Here is a 17329-nt window from a genome sequence, read left to right as displayed (position 1 = left end):
CTGATATGCCAAATACTGAATACCAGCCAGCGACCTCTGATCTCGACGATCACTTGCCGCGGCCAAGGAAGCCGATGCGCTGGGGTGCCTCGACCACCAAGCCTTCAAGTATCCATGTCCATGATCAGGGAGAAAGCTCATGGCGACGTCCGTGACCGCGCCCATAGCGGTGCAACCTTCAAAGCGGTGGCTCCAACTTATTCTCGGCGTTGCCTGTATGGTCGCCGCGGCGAACATCCAGTACGCCTGGACTCTGTTCGTCCCGGAAATTCAGAAGACGTTCGGCTGGGACCGCGCCGCGATCCAGGTCGCGTTCACGATCTTCGTCGTGGTGCAGACATGGCTGACCCCGATTGAAGGCTATTTCATCGATAAGTACGGCCCGAGCCGGGTCGTGATGTTCGGTGGTCTGATGACCGGCCTCGCCTGGGTCATCAACTCCTACGCCACCTCGCTCACCGGCTTCTATCTCGGCTCCGTGGCGGGCGGTATCGGTGTGGGCTGTGTCTACGCCACCTGCATCAACAACGCCCTGAAATGGTTCCCGGACAAGCGCGGCCTCGCGGTCGGCCTGACGGCGGGCGGCTACGGCGCCGGCTCGGCCCTCACCATCCTGCCGATCGCCAGCATGATCTCGCACGGCAGCTACGCCCAGGCCTTCTTCATCTTCGGCCTGATCCAGGGCGCGGTCATCATGCTGGCCGCCATCGGCCTGCGCTCCCCGGCCAAGGACCAGGTCATCTTCTCGACCAAGGTCCTGCAGACCCGGCGCGACTACACCCTCGGGGAAGCCCTGCGCACGCCGGTCTTCTACGTGATGCTGCTCATGTTCACCTGCACGGTCACCGGCGGCCTGATGGCCGTGGCCCAGCTCGGCGTCATCGCGCAGGATCTCGGCGTGAAGGAGTTCCAGGTCAACCTGTACTTCTTCGCCATGGCGGCCCTGCCCTTCGCACTGATGCTCGACCGGATCATGAACGGCATCTCGCGGCCGCTCTTCGGCTACATCTCCGACCGGATCGGGCGTGAGAAGACGATGTTCATCGCCTTCACCATGGAGGGTATCGGCATCGTCGCCCTGGGTTACTTCGGCTCGAACCCCTGGGCCTTCGTGATCCTGTCGGGCATCGTGTTCCTGGCCTGGGGCGAGGTCTACTCGCTGTTCAGCGCCACGGCCGCCGACACGTTCGGCTCCAAGCATATCGGCAAGATCTACGGCGTGCTCTACTGCGCCAAGGGTTTCGCCGCCCTGTTCGTCCCGGTGGGCAACCTGCTGATGCAGGCCACCGGCACCTGGGCGACGGTGCTGTACACCGTGGCGGTCATGGATCTCTTCGCCGCCTTCCTGGCCGTGGCCGTCCTCCGGCCGATGCTCAAGCGCCACCACGTCGCCAACGGCTCGGTCACTCCGGCGGGCGCCCTGGCCCACGCCTGATCCCCGGCTCGTCCCGCCCGACCGGCGGGGCGAGCCCGGCACGACCGAAGGAACCAATGACCGGCTCCTTCAGCGACCGGCCTCGATGGCGCCCCTCCGAGGAGCGCCATCTCCGGCCCGGCACACGGTGCGCCATCCTGTCCGCCGCCCCCGTGTTGCCCCATGGGCCGTCATGTCCAACTCTGCTCGGCTACCGCCGGAGTGCCCGAGATGAACATCGCCGCCATCCTCGCCCTGCAGAGCATTCCGTTCGCGGCCCTGGTGCTCGCCACGGCCGGTGCCAACCGCGACCTCTTCGCGGTGCTGTATGTAGCGGCCTTAGGCCTGACCTTATCGATCATCATCTTCGGCGACGGCTATCATGCGCTTCCGCTGATGCCCGGCGTGTCCGGCGGCAACCATCGCTGAGACGCCCTCAGCCAGGTTACCGGCACCGGAACGGCCCCCCCGTCGCATTCTCGACACTCACGCACCTTCCCGATGACCGGCTGGCCCCTCGCGCGACCGCAGAGTGGCCTTCATCCGCAGATCCGCGTCCGGAACATAACCGTCATACGGAATGTGATATACCAAACACCATTGTGCGATGCGATATAGGCTTCATTGCAGTTGCAAGAGAGGCTCCCTTCATGATCGCTCTGTTCATCCTCGGCCTCGCCGCCGTCGCCGTCGGCCCTGCTTTGGCGCTGCTCACGGATCGCCCCGAATCGGCTGAGCCGGTCTCCAACACGACCTCGGCCGGCATGTTCGTCGCCATCAACGACAACGCCCAGGCCTCCTACCGTCTGGCCGCCTGAGCCGAGGCCGATCGATCGGCACCCGTCCAGTACCGTTTCCCCCCGCCAGGCTGAGCCGAGGCGGGGTTTTTCATGCCCGGCGGGAGAGTGACCGCACGCGCCTCAACCGCCGGTCTCGCCCAGGATCCACGCCGCAGTGGCGGCATCCGCCCCGCTCGTCGCCAGATGCAGGATGATCGGCGTCTCGTACGGGTGGCGCTGTTTCAGCGCGGCGGCGAGGTCGTCTGCGAGCCCCTCCCGGGTCTTGAGGATGGCGACGACCTCGTCGCCCCGCTCCACCGCGCCCTTCCAGGCATAGACCGACCGCATTCCCGGCAGGACGTTGACGCAGGCGGCGAGCCGCGCGCGCACCAGTTCCTCGCCGATGGCGAGCGCCGTCTCGGCATCGGGAAAGGTGGTGTAGACGAGAAGCGGACGCTCCATGCTATGGGTCTCCCGGTCTGCGGCCTGTTCCGAGCGGAATGAGGCGCGCGGTCGAGCCCGGCGTCAACACGAGCGGACGATCACCCATGGCGCGGCGCTTCCAGAGGATCGCCTTCATCGCGAGCCCCACCGCCGATGCGCGCGGTGCGGCGGATACGCTGATGCGGCGCTACGACAGCGTCGCCCCCGAAGAAGCCGACGTGATCGTGGCGCTCGGCGGCGACGGGCTGATGCTGCAGGCGCTGCACCGCTTCATGCTGGCCGGCATACCGATCTACGGCATGAACCGCGGCACCGTCGGCTTCCTGATGAACGAGTACCGTGAGGACAACCTCCTCGAACGGCTGGAGAGCACCAAGCGCAGCACCATCCACCCGCTCATGATGGAGGCGGTGGACGTGGAAGGGCGCCGACACTCGGCTCGCGCCATCAACGAAGTCTACATGCTGCGCCAGACGCACCAGACCGCCAAGCTCAAGATCTCGGTGGACGGACATGTGCGCCTGCCCGAGCTCATCGCCGACGGTGTGCTCTGCGCGACGCCCGCCGGCTCCACCGCCTACAACCTCTCGGTGGGCGGTCCGATCCTGCCCCTGAATTCTCGGCTTCTGGCGCTGACACCGATCTCGGCCTTTCGCCCCCGGCGCTGGCACGGAGCCCTGCTACCGGATCACGCCCGCATCCATGTGGAAGTGCTCGACGCGGCGCATCGCCCGGTGGCGGCGGTAGCTGACCACACCGAGTTCCGCCGGGTCTGCACCGTGGAGACCTGGCTCGACCTCAAGACCGACCTCACCCTCCTCCACGATCCCGGCCACAGCCTGGACGAGCGGATTCTTCGCGAACAGTTCGGCTGATACGCCGGCGGCATATACAGGAACGCCCGCAAGAGCTCGGGGACGGGACACGGCCTTTCCTGCCGCGATCGGTGCGTCTCGCGTGAGCGTACCTGTCACGACCAGCAGCTTTTCCGGTCGCCTGGAATGTCAGCGGCTCATCTCATCATCAGCCGCAAGAACAATCGCTCGCAAATCCCCGTATCACATACGTTTTCTCGTTCATGCCGATCGGTTGGGATCCGCCCGCTTCGCCCGGTAGGCGCCAATCGTACTGCCCGCCGACGCCGTCATGATGCAGGCGATGGCCGCTCCCTGCAGGGACGTGAGACGCTCCCCGAGGATGAGGTAACCGGCGAGCGCGCCGCAGACCGGCTCGAGACTGAGCAGGATGCCGAAGGTCTGGCGCGGCAGGCCCCGCAGCGCCACCATCTCCAGGGAATACGGGATCGCGCTCGACAGGATCGCCACGGCGAGTCCGGCCACGACGATGGAGGGCGAGAGCAGCGCCGTGCCCGCACCGGCAATGCCGAAGGGCAGGATGACCAGGGCCGCCACGCTCATGCCGAGGGCGACCGCCTGCCCACCGGGCAGGTGCCCCGCCCTCTGGCCGACGAGGATGTAGAGCGCCCAGCACAGGGCGGCGCCCAGCGCAAAGGCGACGCCGAGGGGATCGAGGCCGGCGCTCGCCCGATCCAGGGGCAGCAGCAGGCACAGCCCCAGCATGGCGAGCGCCACCCAGACCAGATCGACGGCGCGCCGCGACGAGACCACCGCCACGAGGAGCGGCCCGACGAACTCGATGGCGATGGCGAGCCCCAGCGGGATCGTCCGCAGGGAGAGGTAGAACAGCAGGTTCATGCAGCCGAGCACGAACCCGTAAAGCACCACCACACCGGCATCGCGACGGCTGAGCGACCGGCGCCAGGGCCGCCATACGGCGAGCAGCAGCACCGCCGCCAGGGTGACGCGGTAGGCCGAGGTGCCTTCCGCGCCGATGACCGGGAACAGCTGTTTGGCGAAGGAGGTGCCGATCACGAGGGAGAGGATCGAGCCTACCAGGGCAGCCACGGGGGCGAGGCCGGAAAGAAGGGCTCTGGTGTCGGTGCCTGTCATGCCGCCCTCATAGCCGGATGAGGGCGAAGGAGCGACGGCCGGCGGAGGCCGGTCGCACCCCGTCAGGTCAGGCTGCCAAACGCATTCGGTCGCGGTCGGCGCGGTAGCTGGCGATCAGGGCGCCGGGGATCGCATCCAGGATCGCATCGGCTTCGTGGGTCGGCGATACGCCGATTTCGATCCGCACGGGGTCGGGTGCGATGTCGAATTCCGGCTGGGACACGACGATGGAGGGCACGTCGATCGTCACGAGGTCGTGGCCAGTCAGATCGATCGGCGCGGCGGCGAGCGGGCGGACCTGCGCCCTCGCCTCGCGCACACTCGCCCTGAGCCCGTCGGACAGGGCATCGAGCACGGATTCCATCGCCTGCCCCTGCTCGATGGTGACGGCGTCGATGCGGACGGGCTGGAGGGCCAGCGGTGCGGGTTGGGCCGGCCGGGGAGAGACGAGCTGCTGCGCCAGGCGCCATTCAGCGTCGAGGATCTGCATTCGTGTCCGGGTCTCCCGGCTCTCCTTCTCCTCCATGGCCTTGGCGGTGACGCGGGCCTCCTCGCGGGCGGCCTCGGCTTCGTAGCGGGCGAGAAGAGCCATGACGCTCTGCGCCTCGGCGAGCGGCATGGTCTCGCAGGCGGTGAGCGCGCGTTCGATCATCCGGCGCGACAGGCTGGCATTGCCGGGCTTGGCTTGGCTGGTTTTGGCTTGGCTGGTTTTGGCTTGGCCCGGCTCGGCCTGGAAACCGGCCTCGCGCCAGGCCGAGAGCGCGGCGGCGAAGGCGGGCAGCAGGACGGGCGGCAATCCGGCGCGGCGGTGGAGGGCGGCGAAACCCGAGGCGGAAGGGTCGTGCATCAGCCCAGCCACGCGGTCGGCCTTCAGGCCGGTGAGATCGGACAGCGCCGCCTCCGCGAAGGCCATGCGGCCCGACAGGATCGCCCGCAGGATCAGGCCGGCATTGAGCTGTCCCCGGATGCGGAGATGGCTCACGAGGCGCGCGAGATCCGCCCCGTCGGCACCGGCGCTCACCTCCAGGGTGCTGCGCTCCAGGGCCTCGCGGCTCGCCCGCTCCCCACGAGCAGGGGTGAGCCAGCCCGAGGCGATGGCGAAGGCCGAGAGCGATGCCGCCACACGGGCGGTGACGGCCTGCCGCACTTCGAGGGGCAGGTCGGCCCGTAGCGTCAGGGCGTTCCTGAGGCCGGCATCGCCGCCGTGCCGCTCCACCATGCGCAGCAGACTGCCGGTGGTGATGCGGGCGCTGCGGTTGCGCACGAGGGTGGTGAGCGAAGGGACGCCGCCGATCTCGGCCATGGCGCCGGCCACCGCGTGGGAGAGGCCGAGCCGGCCGGCGATGGCGGTGCGGGTGGTCTCGCAGCCGACGGCGATGCCGTCCACGAGATCCGCATCGGTCAGGACGGAGGAGCGCCGTAGCACAAGGGCGGCGATGTCGGGATGGTCGCCCGCCAAAGCCACGACCAGCGAGCGGGGTGCAGTCGCGCAACCGGCGCAGGCCTGCGCCAGGGCCCGACGCACGGCGAGGGCCGGATCGTCGAGAAGCGCCAGGATCGCCGATTGCGCGTCGCGCGCCGCCCCGGCATCGAGCCCGCCATAGAGATAGGCCCGGGTCAGCGCCGCCGCGGCCTCCGCGCGACGGTCGATGGAAGCGTCACGGGTCCAGGACAGGAATTGGCGGATGATCATTGACCGCTCCGGGTCGCGAAGAGTGAGAGATCGAGAGGTTTGGAGGCGAAGGGTCCGGCCGACCGGGCGGCGGCAGTGAACTCGGCGGGCCGGCGCGGGGGCAGCGGTGCGCCGACGAGGGCGGTGGCCGTGGCGGCGGTGGGCGAGGCCGTCGCCACGACCTTCGCCGGCTCCGCGGGGATTGCGGCCGTCACGGAGGCCGTCTCTCCCGTCCCGTCCGAGCGCGGGAAATAGGTCGGCGCGCTGCGCGTCGGCTCCGGCGACGGTGACGTGGCCCTGCCCTGCCAGAGGCGGGCGACCCCCTCGGACATCGCCCCCTGGCGCTTGTCGGTCTGGAACAGGGCCCGCAATCCGCCGCCATCGATGGCCGCATAGGCGGAGACGGGATCGGTGGTGGAGGCCGGCTCGGCTGCGGCACCCGTCAGGGCCGTGGGGGCGGGCCGCGACGCGGATTGGCTGGCGGAGAGGAGCGCGTAGAGTTCGGCGGCGCCGCGAGGGCGGCCGGTCTTGTCGTAGAACAGGCTCCTGTTGGCGGCGGCCGCCTCCGGCATGTCGAGGGCGGCGGCGCGCGCCGGACTCGCCTGGGCGGTGCCGATCAGCGTCGCCGCCCCCCGTGCGCCGAGAACATGGGCGGCGTAGAGATCGCCGCCGGTCGGCTCGCGCCCGAGGGCGGCGGTGAGCGCCTCGCCGTTGCGCTGGGTCAGGGCGCCCGCCATGGTGGCGGCCACCGCAGGGTCACGGCGCAGATCCAGGATGGTCTGGCGAGTGGTGGCGTCCTCGACCGCATAGGTGCCGTTGGGCCGGGCGGTGATGGCGTCGGCATAGGCCGAGAGGCCGAGCTTCGGCCCCGCATTCTTCATCGTCCCGAGCCAGGTCTGTTCGATGAATTGGAACAGCCCGGTGGCCGAGGACGTGGCGGCCTTGGCCGACGGGTCGAGGGAGGATTCGCGCTTGGCCGTGGCGAGAAGGTAGTCGAATTCGGTGCCGGTGCTGCGCGCGCCGCTGCGGATCGCATCGACCACGCCCGCCGAAGCCGATCCGGCGGCCGTTCCCGTGGTCGCCCCGTTCCGCGTGCCCGCGTCCCGGCCGAGGCCGGTCTCGCGAGTGCTGGCGGGGGGCGTCGTGAAGAGGAACATGACCGTCCGGCTGCAGGCGGACCTGACGATGTCGGCCTAAGCCTTAATCTGTTCCGGTTATGGTAAATAAAGGTTAAAGGAACCGCCACTCGCGCCGTCCCGAACCTGTATAAGTTTCAGGACGATACGGGTTCCGCCAACCCGCGCCGCCCCCGGCGCAGGGCCACCAGCATCGCGAGGCCGGCAGCGGCCATGGCAGCCCCGGCGAGGGGGACGGCCGGATAGCCGAGGCCCGCATCGATCACGCCTCCGCCGAGGGCGGCACCGATGGCGTTGCCGAGGTTGAATGCGCCGACATTCATGGCCGAGGCGAGGTTGGGCGCGTCCTGTGCCCTCTCCATCACCCGCATCTGCAGCGGCGGCACCAGGGCGAAGCTGGCGACGCCCCAGAGGAAGATCAGGATGGCGGCCGGGATCTCCCAGCGCATGCCCCAGGCGAAAAGGACCAACACCGCCACCAAGCCGGCCAGGGAGGCCACGAGTGTGCCGTCCACCGAGCGATCGGCGAAGCGCCCGCCGGCCCAGTTGCCCACGGTGAGGCCGATTCCGTAGAGCACCAGCATCGCCGTCACGAACGGCGTCGCGGCTCCCGTCTCGATCCGCAGGATCGGCACGATGTAGGTGAACACCGTGAACATCGCGCTCGCACCGAGCACGGTGAGGGCGAGGCCAGCGAGCACCGGCCCCCGCATCAGGACGCGGAGTTCGGCCCGCATGTCGCCACCGGCCTCGGCCTCGAGGGGCGGCAGAGCCAGGCGCAGCGACAGCATGGCCACGGCTCCCACCGCGGCGATGCCCCAGAAAGCCGCGCGCCAGCCCAGCATCTCCCCGACCCAGGCCGCCAGCGGCACGCCGCCGATGGCGGCGATGGTGAGCCCCGAGAACATCGCGGCGACGGCAGCGGCGCGGCGCTCGGGCGGCACGATGCCCGCCGCCACCACCGCCCCGACCCCGAAGAACGCGCCATGGTTCAGGGACGTGACGAGGCGGGCGACGATCAACATCGTATAGCTGTCGGCCACCGCCGAGAGGAGGTTGCCGAGAGTGAAGATGCCCATCAATCCGACGAGCAGGCGGCGGCGCTGCATCCGGGCAAAGGCCAGCGTCATCAACGGTGCACCGATGAGCACGCCCATCGCATAAGCGCTGACGACGAGACCCGCCGCCGGGATCGAGACCTGCAGGTCGTTCGCTATCAGCGGCAGCATGCCCATCGGCGTGAATTCGGTGACGCCGATGCCGAAGGCACCGGTCGACAGCGCCAGCAGGGGAAGGTTGAGTCTCATGATTCGTACTTTCCGTCTGTTCCGGAACAGCACATGGCGGATACCGCTTCTCCCTGGTAGTATCGCGCTGGGACCAACATCCGTGCGCCGGAGGCATCAATGCTGCGCGACAAGGTCGACCGGGCCGGAGACATGGCGGTCTTCCTCGCCGTGGCTCAGGAGGGTAGCCTGTCGGCGGCCGCGCGCCGGTTCGGCCTTACCCCCTCGGCCGTGAGCCGGGTGGTGGCACGCATCGAATCCCGGCTCGGCGTCCGGCTCCTCGTGCGTACCACGCGCTCCCTGCACCTCACCGCCGAGGGCGAGACCTATGCCCGGGCGGCGCGGCGGATCCTCGCCGATCTCGACGAGACCGAAGCGCAGATCGCCGACCAGGGCTGCCCGCGCGGCCGGGTCCGCGTCAGCGCTTCGATGGCCCATGGCAGGCGTGTGGTGGTTCCCCTCATCGGCGATTTCGTCGCCCGCCATCCGGGGATCGTGGTGGAGATCGACCTCAGCGACGAGGTCGCGGACGTGATCGGCGGGCGGGCCGATCTGGCGATCCGGTTTGGGCCGCTGGCGGACAGCCCCCTTACCGCCCGGCGCCTCGGCGAGACCGGGCGCATGGTCGTGGCCTCACCCGCCTATCTCGCCCGCGCCGGCACGCCACGGGTTCCGGGAGATCTAGCCGGCCATAATTGCCTCGACTTCAACTTCCGCCGGATCGAGCCGGGCTGGCCGTTCCGCGAAGACGGGCGCGACCACCTCCTGGCGGTGCGCGGCAACATCGCGGCGAATAACGGCGAGACCCTGGTGCAACTCGCCCTGCAGGGCATCGGCGTCACCCGTGTCGGCACCTTCCATATCTCGGAGGATCTCGCGGCGGGCCGCCTCGTGCCGCTTCTGGAGGCATACAATCCTCAGGATCGCGAGGCGATCCATGCGGTGTTCGTTGGCGGCCCGGCGATGCCCGCCCGCATCCGGGTCCTGGTGGATTTCCTCGCCGAGCGCATGGGCCGCAGCCAGGGACCGGTTTCATGAAGGTGATCGGCAGCGATCGGACGTCCCGCGCCGGAATACGGGAGAGGCCGTCATGCGCGCATTCCTGATCGTTCCTGGGGATTCAGGGGCCATCGCGACGGCGATAGCGAGCGGCGCGCATGCGCTGATCGTGGATGTCACCGGCCTCGCATCACCGGATTACTTCCTCGACCGCAAGCAGAGCGCACCGCTGATCTACCTACGCTCGGGCGAGCTGGAACGTGACCTCCCGGCGATGATGGCCATGGCGCCGCACGGCATCCTGCTGTCCCGCTGCGAAGGCGTCCGAGATGTCATGCGCCTCGGTGCGCAACTCGCCGTCGAGGAGGCGATACATGGGTTGGCCGACGGGTCGACGCAGATCCTCGCTCTCATCGAGACGGCGCGAGGCGCCCTGGCCTCGCATACCCTTGCGGATTCGAGTGGGCGTCTCGCCGGTATCGCCTGGGACGCCCAGGCCATCAGGGCCGAGATCGGGGCGCTCACCACCCGTGATCGCGGCGGCGCGCTGAGACCGCCCCTCGCTCAGGTCCGCTCTCTCATTCGCCTCGCCGCCGCCGCAGCGAGGGTCGCCGCGATCGACGCGGCATGCCCGCCGGGGGTCGACTTCGCAGACGAGGTCGATGCTGCGTGGAGCGATGGATTCGAAGCGAAGCTCGTTCTCGAACCGGATCAGGCCAGATTCGTCACGACTTTCGACGGTCGCTTCCCGGCACCGTCCACGGATGGCTGACGGTGCCGGGAAGGAGGCGCTTCATTGTTCGAGAGCGTCGGGGCCAGCCTATTCGGCGGCTTCGCCGTCCTCATCCGCCGGCAGGGTCCGAGCGGTCGGATCACGCTGCGCTTCGGGCGAGACGATGTCGTGGCTGACGGGGACGGCCGTTACGTCGGGGGTGGAGCGTGAGCCCGTATCCGCCAGCATCATCGAAGCGCCCACTGAGATCAGACCGGCGAGGGAGCGGATGTCGTCCGGCTGGCGCGGGCTCCGGGAGATGACTTCGGCCTCGCGCTGAAGGCGCAGGTTGCAGGCCTTGCTGGGCAGCCCGCCATCCGGCGTGCAGGCGTCGTGCCGGGCACAGGCCGCATCGAGGGCGTCGATGGGCGGGAGTGGGGCGTTGTTGCCGGGCCCGCAGTAATTGCCATGGATCAGCATGGTCGGCGGCCGGGTCGTCGTTTGCGCCAGAGCCGGCGTCGCGAGAGTAGCAGCCAGCAGAAGCGGTGCGGTGAACTTGAGGAACATGATATGACTACCTGTGCGAGCGCCCCCTCAGGCGTTTCGCGGAAAGGAGTCGCCGAACGACGGCTCGGCCCATTAAGGCTTTGCCCCTCATCTTGGTTCCCACTTTGACACGAAGCAGACCCCGGCCACTCTCGTCATGGCTCAGCTTGCGCCGTTGGTGGGAGACTGGCCGAACCGAGGCTACTGACCTGCTCCGGGCGGACGCTTCAACTCGAAACGCGCTTCGTCGGTAACACTGAAATAATCGAAATATCCTCCCCGCATGAGAGGATGCATGGCGCCGGTATCGACCCGGCCGTCCTTGATGAAGGCATCGTCGACATAGATCGACACAACCTGCCCGATCACCAGGAAGTGGTTGGCTTCGCTGCCGTCGAGAGGTGTCAGGGGCACGGTTTGGAGCCACCGGCATTCCAAGGCGGCGGGGGACTCGGCGACCCGTGGCGGACGCACCTTGCGCGATGGCACCGGAGTCAGCCCGGCCGCCACGAACTCGCTGTCGCCCCGGGCGAGGGGGGCCGAGGTGGCATTCATAGCGTCGCGCAGATCGTAGGTGGCGAAGTTGCAGACGAACTCCCCGCCCTCCTCCGCGAAGGTCATCGCATCCTTTCGGCCTGAGGACGAGAACATCACCATGTCGGGACCGGTGGCGACGGCGTTGAAGTAGGAATAGGGGGAGAGGTTGACGTGGCCCTGCTTGTTCATCGCGCTGATCCAGCCGATGGGCCGGGGGGCGACCAGGGCCTTCAGCGGGTTGTGCGGCAGGGTGCGGTTCTCGGAATCGTAATGCATGGCGCGGCTCAGATCCGGGTGACAATGTCGGCCAGGGCCGGTCTCGGGCGATCGCCCGGAACCTCGCGGGCACGGCCGAGATGGATGAAGCCCGCGAGTTTCTCGCGCGGATCGAGGCCGAGGACGTCGAGAATGCGGCGGTCATAGGCGAACCACTCGGTCAGCCAGGCAGTGGCGAAGCCCGCGGCATTGGCCGCGACGACGAGGTTCATGCACACGGCACCGGCCGACAGCACCTGCTCCCATTCCGGGATCTTCACATGGGGGGCGGCGCTGGAGACGACCGCGACCACGAGGGGGGCATGGGCGAGGCGGTGGCGCTCCAGATCAAGGCGCTTCGGATCGGCCTCCGGGTGGTCCGCCGCATAGGCGTCCGCGATGGTCTCACCCACGCGCAGGCGGGCATCGCCCTCGATCACCAGGAAGCGCCAGGGGCTGAGCTTGCCGTGGTCCGGTACGCGGGACGCGATGGTGAGAATCGCATCGAGCTCCTCGGTGTTCGGACCCGGGCCCTCGAGATTGACCGGCGGAACCGAACGGCGGACGCGAAGGAGGTCGATCGTGTCGTTCCGCGGAATGTCGGATATGGTGTCCATGGAACCTGTTCGGGGCGAATGAGGAACGTGGGGGCACCGCCGGGCGGCTGGTCTGAGGCGAGCCGCTTCGGCGATCGATAGGAAGCTTCGGCCTTGGAGCCGCCACGGTCCGGATACAAAGCGGGATGTCGCATTCGGCACGGTGACGGTCGACAAGCGAAAACATGCCGTGCGGTCCGCAGCTTGGCAATCGCCGACATGCATGGCCGCCCCGTGCATGGTGGCCCCGTGAAGGAGATAGCGGATGGGACCGGTAATGCGCGCGCTCGCGGTGACGGGAGCCATGGCGATGGCGGCGTTTCCGGCGCAGGCGCAGGAGCGCGACCCGTTCGGCGGTCGCAACGGTCCGGCCCTGCCCTCCCCCTCGATCACGGGACCGCAATTGCCGAGCCCACCTGTCGAGGGCGAGGCACCGCTCGCCCTCACCGCCCTGTTCGCGGGCAGCAACCAGCCTGTACGGTCCGGCCTCGCCTGGCGCATCTACGAGGACCGGTCCGACGGGGTGCGGCCGAACATCGTCGCGCGGTCCGAGGCGGCGGATCCGAGCTTCACCCTGGCACCCGGCACCTACGTCGCCACCGTCACCTACGGCTTCGCCAGCGCCTCGAAGCGCATCACCATGGCGGGCGCGGCACTCAGCGACCGCCTGACGATCACCGCGGGGGCGCTCAAGCTCTCTGGTGCCATCGGCGACATGAAGATCGCCCCCGCCGAACTCGCCTTCTCGGTCTTCGTGCCCATCGGCACCAATTCGGAAGGGCGCCTCGTGCGCAGCGGCGTGAAGGCGGGCGAGTTGATCCGCCTGCCGGAGGGGACCTACCACGTGGTCTCGAACTATGGGGAATCGAACGCGATCCAGCGTGCCGACCTCAAGGTGGAGAACGGCAAGGTCACCGACGCCACCCTCAACCACCGGGCCGCCACGGTGACCCTCAAGCTCGTGGCCGCGCCCGGGGCAGAGGCCTTCGCCGGCACCGCCTTCAGCGTCCTGACGCCGGGCGGCGACACGATCCGCGAAGCGATCGGCGCCTTCCCGCAGGTGACCCTGGCCGAGGGGGACTACGTCCTCATCGCCCGCCATGACGGGCAGGTCTACACCCGCGAGTTCAAGGTCGAGAGCGGGATGGACCGCGATATCGAAGTGGTGGCGAAGGCGTCATGATCCGGACCGTCTGCGTGTCCGTCGTCCTTCTCGCCGCCGTGCCCGCCACGGCGCAGACCATCACCGACGGGTCCGACGCGACGGTGGGAGCGGAGGTCGCCGCCGCCACGACGGCGCTGCTGGGCAAGGGGCTCAAGAGCCCGGCCGAGGCACGCTATTCCCGGCTGCGACCGGGCAAGGCGGGCGCCGTCTGCGGCGAGGTCGACGTGACCAACCGGATGGGCGTCCATGTCGGCCCGCGCCCCTTCGTCGCCGATACCGGATCGGGATTTGCCGGCATTCTCCCCGACGCGGCGGAAATCCGGCACCCGTCCAGCATGGCGCAGTATCAGGGTTTCCAGCGCATTCTGGCGCTGCTCGCCGCGAATTGCGAGGGATGACTTTTTCTCGGCCCCCTCCTGCGGACTTATCCTGAAATCAATCGGATGGGACGGAGGGGGCCTGAACCTCAGCCTCCGAGAACCGCGAAGCCGGCCCCCGAGGCGGCCGTCAGCACGACGACGATCCAGGGCGGGGCCGCGCCGACCGTCAGGAGCAGGAACGCGCCGGCGGCGAGGGCGAAATCGCGCGGGCCGAGGACGGCGCCGGTCCAGAGCGGATCGTAGAGGGCAGCGGCGAGGATCCCGACCACTGCCGCGTTGGCGCCCCGCATGGCCGCCTGCGCCAAAGGCTTCGCGCGGAACGCATCCCAGAACGGCAGCGCGCCGTAGACCAGGAGCAGGCCCGGCAGGAAGACCGCAACCAGGGCGATGACGGCCCCGGCCAGACCGTTCGGCTCAGGCCCGAGGGCAGCGCCGAGATAGGCCGCGACGGTGAAAAGCGGCCCCGGCACGGCCTGGGCCGCGCCGTAGCCGGCCAGGAACGCGTCCGGGCCGATCCAGCCGGTCTCGACCAGAGCCGTGCGCAGGAGCGGCAGCACCACATGGCCTCCGCCGAAGACGAGGGCGCCCGCGCGGTAGAACGCATCGAACATGGCGAGCCCCTGCGAGGCCAGAACTTCGGCCAGGAGCGAAGGTAGAACGAGGAACAGGCCGAACAGGAGGAGGGCCACCGTGCCGGCCCGGCGCGAGACCGGGAAGCGGAGCGGCTGGCCCGGCACTCCGGCCGCCTGCCGGCACAGGACGAGGCCGGCCATGGCTCCCGCCGCGATGGCAACGACCTGCCCCGCCGATCCAGCGAGTGCCGTGACGAGGCAGAGGGCGGAAAAGGCGATGGACGCGCGGGTGACATCGGGCGCGAGGCTGCGGCCCATGCCCCAGACCGCCTGCGCCACCACCGCCACGGCGACGAGCTTCAGCCCGTGGACGAGGCCCGATCCGACCGGGCCGCCGAGGGCACCGGCGCCATAGGCGAAGGCCACGAGAAGGAGCGCCGAGGGCAGGGTGAAGGCGGTCCAGGCCGCCAACCCACCGGCCAATCCCCCTCCCCGCATCAGGCCGAGGGAAAACCCGACCTGGCTCGATGCCGGGCCGGGCAGGAACTGGCACAGGGCCACGAGATCCGCATAGGCTGCCTCGTCGAGCCAGCACCGACGGTGCACGAACTCCTCGCGAAAGTAGCCGAGATGGGCGATCGGGCCGCCGAAGGCGGTGAGCCCGAGCTTGAGGAAGGCGAGGAAGACTTCCCGCACGGAACCCTCGCGGGCGAAAAGGGGTGTCGTCACGTGGGAGGACCTCGAGGGGACGGGGGCGGGCTCGCTCCCACGACGTCTTCCTACCCGAATTCCTCATCCTGAGGTGCCGCGAAGCGGCCTCGAAGAAGGGCTCCAGCCTGACTGGCGCTCCCTGGACACCTCCTTCGAGGGCTCCGCTGCGCTGCGCCGCCTCAGGATGAGGTCGTGGGTGGGATGACTCCCGGAACCTATCCCAGTCCGCCGGCCTCGACGATGAAGCGGGCCACCGTGTCGGCGCCGTGCCCCTCGCGCAGGGAGGAGAACACGTAGGGCCGCGTGCCCCGCATGCGCCGGGTATCCGCCTCCATCACCCCGAGATCGGCGCCGACCATGGGGGCGAGGTCGGTCTTGTTGACGATGAGGAGATCGGACCGGGTGATGCCGGGGCCGCCCTTGCGTGGGATCTTCTCGCCGCCGGCGACATCGATGACGTAGAGGGTGAGGTCGGCGAGTTCCGGCGAGAAGGTCGCCGCGAGGTTGTCGCCGCCGGATTCGATCAGGATCAGGTCGAGCTTCGGGAAGCGTCGGCGCATCTCGGCCACGGCCGCGAGGTTGATCGAGGCGTCCTCGCGGATCGCCGTATGCGGGCAGCCGCCGGTCTCGACGCCCATGATCCGCTCCTCGGGCAAGGCGCCGGCCACGGTGAGGATACGGGCATCCTCCTTGGTGTAGATGTCGTTGGTGATGGCGCAGATCTCGAAGCGATCGCGGAAGCGCTTGCAGAGCTGTTCCATCAGGGCGGTCTTGCCGGAGCCGACAGGGCCGCCGATGCCGACGCGCAAGGGGCCGTTCGGTGAGTGGCCGTTCAGTGAGGTCATGACGGGGTCTTTCACGAGCGGAAGATCCGAGAATACTGGGTCTCGTGCCGGGCCGAGCCGAGATCGAGGCGCAGTGTCGCGCTGCCGATCTCGTCCAGGCTCAGGGGCGGGATGGTTGCGGCCAAACCCGCCACCCGAGGGGTGAGGGACGCGATCACCCGCGTGCCGGCGCTCTGGCCGATGGGGGCGCAGCGCAGCGCCGCCGAGACGAGGTTCTGCAGGAAGGCGAGGCCGAACCCGGCGAGCACCGGGGCGAGCGCCATGCGATGGGCGCCGGCCGAGAGCCCGACCGCCACCGGATAGGCGACGGAGCCGGGCAACGCCTCGCTCAACCGATCGAGTTCCGGCAGCCCCCAGGCGGCGCGGGTGGCGTCGAGGAAGCTGCGGCCTTGCTGGGTCGTCTCGAGGTGGAGTTCGCGCGTGGGCGCCAGGGCGACGGCGAGGTCGTTGACCTCCATCAGCACCGGGACGTCCCCCGCCTCGGCGGCGGCATGGGAATGGGCCAGAAGAATCAGGTCGTTTCGCACAGCGCCCCGTTCGAGCACGTCGCCGAGCCATGCCAGCAGCGAGGCCTCGCCGCCGACATCGCCGCATTCCACGGCCCATTCGAGCCCATGCGAATACGCATAGGCCCCGACCGGATAGCCCGGCGAGAGCCAGGCCATGAGCCGAACGGTGTCGATCATCGAGGGTTCGCCCCTCATCGTACCGGGCGCCCTTCCCTGGAAGCCCGAACCGCCAGCGGCCCATGGGGCAGAGGATGGGGGCAGAGGACGAGGCTCAACCGGACACCGTGCCGTGGCTGTGCGGATGAGGGTGGTCGTGAGCATGATCGTGTTCGTGGGCATGGCCATGCCCGTGGTGGTGCCCGGCAGCCTCGCCGGCATAGGCCCCGCCCTCGGGCCTGAACGGACGCTCCACCGGCTCGGCCGTTCCCCCTAAACCCCGCACCATCTCGGCCAGCACGTGGTCGTAGGCGATATGGACCGCGTCCGCGCCGATCTCGGCCGGGATGTGCCGGTTGCCGATGTGCCAGATCAGGCGCTTGAGGGCGAGGTCGTCGGCGGCCCGGATCTCGAGCAAGCGCTCGGGCGCGGCCTCGACCCAGACGAGGCGGCCATCCTGCAGCACCAGGGCGTCGCCGTCGTCGAGGACCGTAGGCTCGGGCAGGTCGAGCAGGAAGGACAGTCCGCCGATCCCGCGCATGGCCATGCGGCGGCGATGCCGGTCACCATGGTCGAGGACGATGCGGTCGACGATCTCGCCGGAGAGCGCGTCTCGGCGGATCACTTTCGTGGCGCGGATCAGGG

The 17329-nt window shown here is 69.1% G+C and carries 20 protein-coding genes; 8 read left to right on the top strand and 12 right to left on the bottom strand.

The genetic code is table 11. The annotated features are described in order from the left end of the window. Window positions 1-139 precede the first annotated feature (139 nt). The 3 genes from oxlT to ACYQR9_RS17030 all read left to right on the top strand — a co-directional run bounded on the left by oxlT (window position 140) and on the right by ACYQR9_RS17030 (window position 2232). Window positions 140-1435: an oxalate/formate MFS antiporter gene (gene oxlT / locus ACYQR9_RS17040; protein WP_056425573.1), complete on the top strand. Its 1296-nt coding sequence runs from the start codon at window positions 140-142 to the stop codon at window positions 1433-1435. Between the two features lie 210 nt (window positions 1436-1645). Further along, window positions 1646-1843, top strand: a complete 198-nt coding sequence (locus tag ACYQR9_RS17035; RefSeq protein ID WP_056425576.1) for a hypothetical protein — start codon at window positions 1646-1648, stop codon at window positions 1841-1843. A 221-nt stretch (window positions 1844-2064) separates the two neighbouring features. After that, a complete protein-coding gene (locus tag ACYQR9_RS17030; RefSeq protein WP_156467719.1) occupies window positions 2065-2232 on the top strand; it encodes a hypothetical protein in 168 nt (55 codons plus the stop codon). Between the two features lie 102 nt (window positions 2233-2334). Here the strand turns inward: ACYQR9_RS17030 and cutA are convergent, their stop codons facing one another. Further along, window positions 2335-2655: a divalent-cation tolerance protein CutA gene (gene cutA, locus ACYQR9_RS17025; RefSeq protein ID WP_419952651.1), complete on the bottom strand. Its 321-nt coding sequence runs from the start codon at window positions 2653-2655 to the stop codon at window positions 2335-2337. A gap of 86 nt (window positions 2656-2741) precedes the next feature. On the opposite strand from cutA, the gene ACYQR9_RS17020 reads away from it, so the two are divergent. Next, window positions 2742-3512 (top strand): NAD kinase, encoded by a 771-nt coding sequence (locus tag ACYQR9_RS17020; protein WP_461227495.1) that lies wholly within the window; start codon window positions 2742-2744, stop codon window positions 3510-3512. Between the two features lie 201 nt (window positions 3513-3713). Here ACYQR9_RS17020 and ACYQR9_RS17015 read toward each other — a convergent pair whose 3' ends face one another. The 4 genes from ACYQR9_RS17015 to ACYQR9_RS17000 all read right to left on the bottom strand — a co-directional run bounded on the left by ACYQR9_RS17015 (window position 3714) and on the right by ACYQR9_RS17000 (window position 8722). Next, complete coding sequence (locus tag ACYQR9_RS17015) at window positions 3714-4607, bottom strand: EamA family transporter (RefSeq protein WP_461227494.1); 894 nt, start codon at window positions 4605-4607, stop codon at window positions 3714-3716. Between the two features lie 67 nt (window positions 4608-4674). Beyond that, window positions 4675-6300, bottom strand: coding sequence for a DUF2336 domain-containing protein (locus ACYQR9_RS17010; RefSeq protein WP_461227493.1), 1626 nt, complete (start codon window positions 6298-6300; stop codon window positions 4675-4677). Further along, window positions 6297-7436, bottom strand: coding sequence for a lytic transglycosylase domain-containing protein (locus ACYQR9_RS17005; protein ID WP_461227492.1), 1140 nt, complete (start codon window positions 7434-7436; stop codon window positions 6297-6299). Before ACYQR9_RS17005 ends, ACYQR9_RS17010 begins: the two co-directional genes overlap by 4 nt. Window positions 7437-7552: 116 nt before the next feature. Further along, window positions 7553-8722 carry an MFS transporter gene (locus ACYQR9_RS17000; protein WP_461227491.1) on the bottom strand — a complete coding sequence of 390 codons (1170 nt, stop codon included), beginning with the start codon at window positions 8720-8722 and terminating at the stop codon, window positions 7553-7555. Window positions 8723-8821: 99 nt separating this feature from the next. Here ACYQR9_RS17000 and ACYQR9_RS16995 point away from each other — a divergent pair, with 99 nt between their 5' ends. Both ACYQR9_RS16995 and ACYQR9_RS16990 read left to right on the top strand, forming a co-directional pair. Next, entirely contained in the window at window positions 8822-9739 is a 918-nt protein-coding gene (locus tag ACYQR9_RS16995) for a LysR substrate-binding domain-containing protein (protein WP_207411198.1), read from the top strand. 52 nt (window positions 9740-9791) lie between these two features. Continuing rightward, the gene (locus ACYQR9_RS16990; protein WP_461227490.1) at window positions 9792-10472 is read left to right on the top strand and encodes an aldolase/citrate lyase family protein; all 681 of its coding nucleotides are present in this window, start codon (window positions 9792-9794) and stop codon (window positions 10470-10472) included. A gap of 48 nt (window positions 10473-10520) precedes the next feature. Here ACYQR9_RS16990 and ACYQR9_RS16985 read toward each other — a convergent pair whose 3' ends face one another. From ACYQR9_RS16985 to ACYQR9_RS16975, 3 genes are all read right to left on the bottom strand, one after another. Further along, the gene (locus ACYQR9_RS16985; protein ID WP_461227489.1) at window positions 10521-10979 is read right to left on the bottom strand and encodes a hypothetical protein; all 459 of its coding nucleotides are present in this window, start codon (window positions 10977-10979) and stop codon (window positions 10521-10523) included. Window positions 10980-11159: 180 nt separating this feature from the next. Next, a complete protein-coding gene (locus tag ACYQR9_RS16980; RefSeq protein WP_461227488.1) occupies window positions 11160-11771 on the bottom strand; it encodes a flavin reductase family protein in 612 nt (203 codons plus the stop codon). 8 nt (window positions 11772-11779) lie between these two features. Beyond that, window positions 11780-12367, bottom strand: a complete 588-nt coding sequence (locus ACYQR9_RS16975) for a nitroreductase family protein (RefSeq protein WP_056425610.1) — start codon at window positions 12365-12367, stop codon at window positions 11780-11782. Window positions 12368-12611: 244 nt separating this feature from the next. Here ACYQR9_RS16975 and ACYQR9_RS16970 point away from each other — a divergent pair, with 244 nt between their 5' ends. Then, window positions 12612-13529 (top strand): hypothetical protein, encoded by a 918-nt coding sequence (locus ACYQR9_RS16970; RefSeq protein ID WP_246747829.1) that lies wholly within the window; start codon window positions 12612-12614, stop codon window positions 13527-13529. Next, window positions 13526-13909: a hypothetical protein gene (locus ACYQR9_RS16965; RefSeq protein WP_056425620.1), complete on the top strand. Its 384-nt coding sequence runs from the start codon at window positions 13526-13528 to the stop codon at window positions 13907-13909. Before ACYQR9_RS16970 ends, ACYQR9_RS16965 begins: the two co-directional genes overlap by 4 nt. 68 nt (window positions 13910-13977) lie before the next feature. Here ACYQR9_RS16965 and chrA read toward each other — a convergent pair whose 3' ends face one another. From chrA to ACYQR9_RS16945, 4 genes are all read right to left on the bottom strand, one after another. Beyond that, window positions 13978-15192 (bottom strand): chromate efflux transporter, encoded by a 1215-nt coding sequence (gene chrA / locus ACYQR9_RS16960; protein ID WP_461227487.1) that lies wholly within the window; start codon window positions 15190-15192, stop codon window positions 13978-13980. Window positions 15193-15389: 197 nt separating this feature from the next. Further along, complete coding sequence (gene ureG, locus ACYQR9_RS16955; protein ID WP_056256188.1) at window positions 15390-16019, bottom strand: urease accessory protein UreG; 630 nt, start codon at window positions 16017-16019, stop codon at window positions 15390-15392. A gap of 11 nt (window positions 16020-16030) precedes the next feature. Beyond that, complete coding sequence (locus tag ACYQR9_RS16950) at window positions 16031-16705, bottom strand: urease accessory protein UreF (protein ID WP_461227486.1); 675 nt, start codon at window positions 16703-16705, stop codon at window positions 16031-16033. Between the two features lie 94 nt (window positions 16706-16799). Continuing rightward, window positions 16800-17327 (bottom strand): urease accessory protein UreE, encoded by a 528-nt coding sequence (locus ACYQR9_RS16945; protein ID WP_461229826.1) that lies wholly within the window; start codon window positions 17325-17327, stop codon window positions 16800-16802. Window positions 17328-17329 lie beyond the last annotated feature (2 nt).

This window comes from Methylobacterium sp. CM6241, from assembly GCF_054817845.1.
Note: the sequence above shows the minus strand (reverse complement) of the source record. Positions and strands in the feature narration are given on the sequence as shown.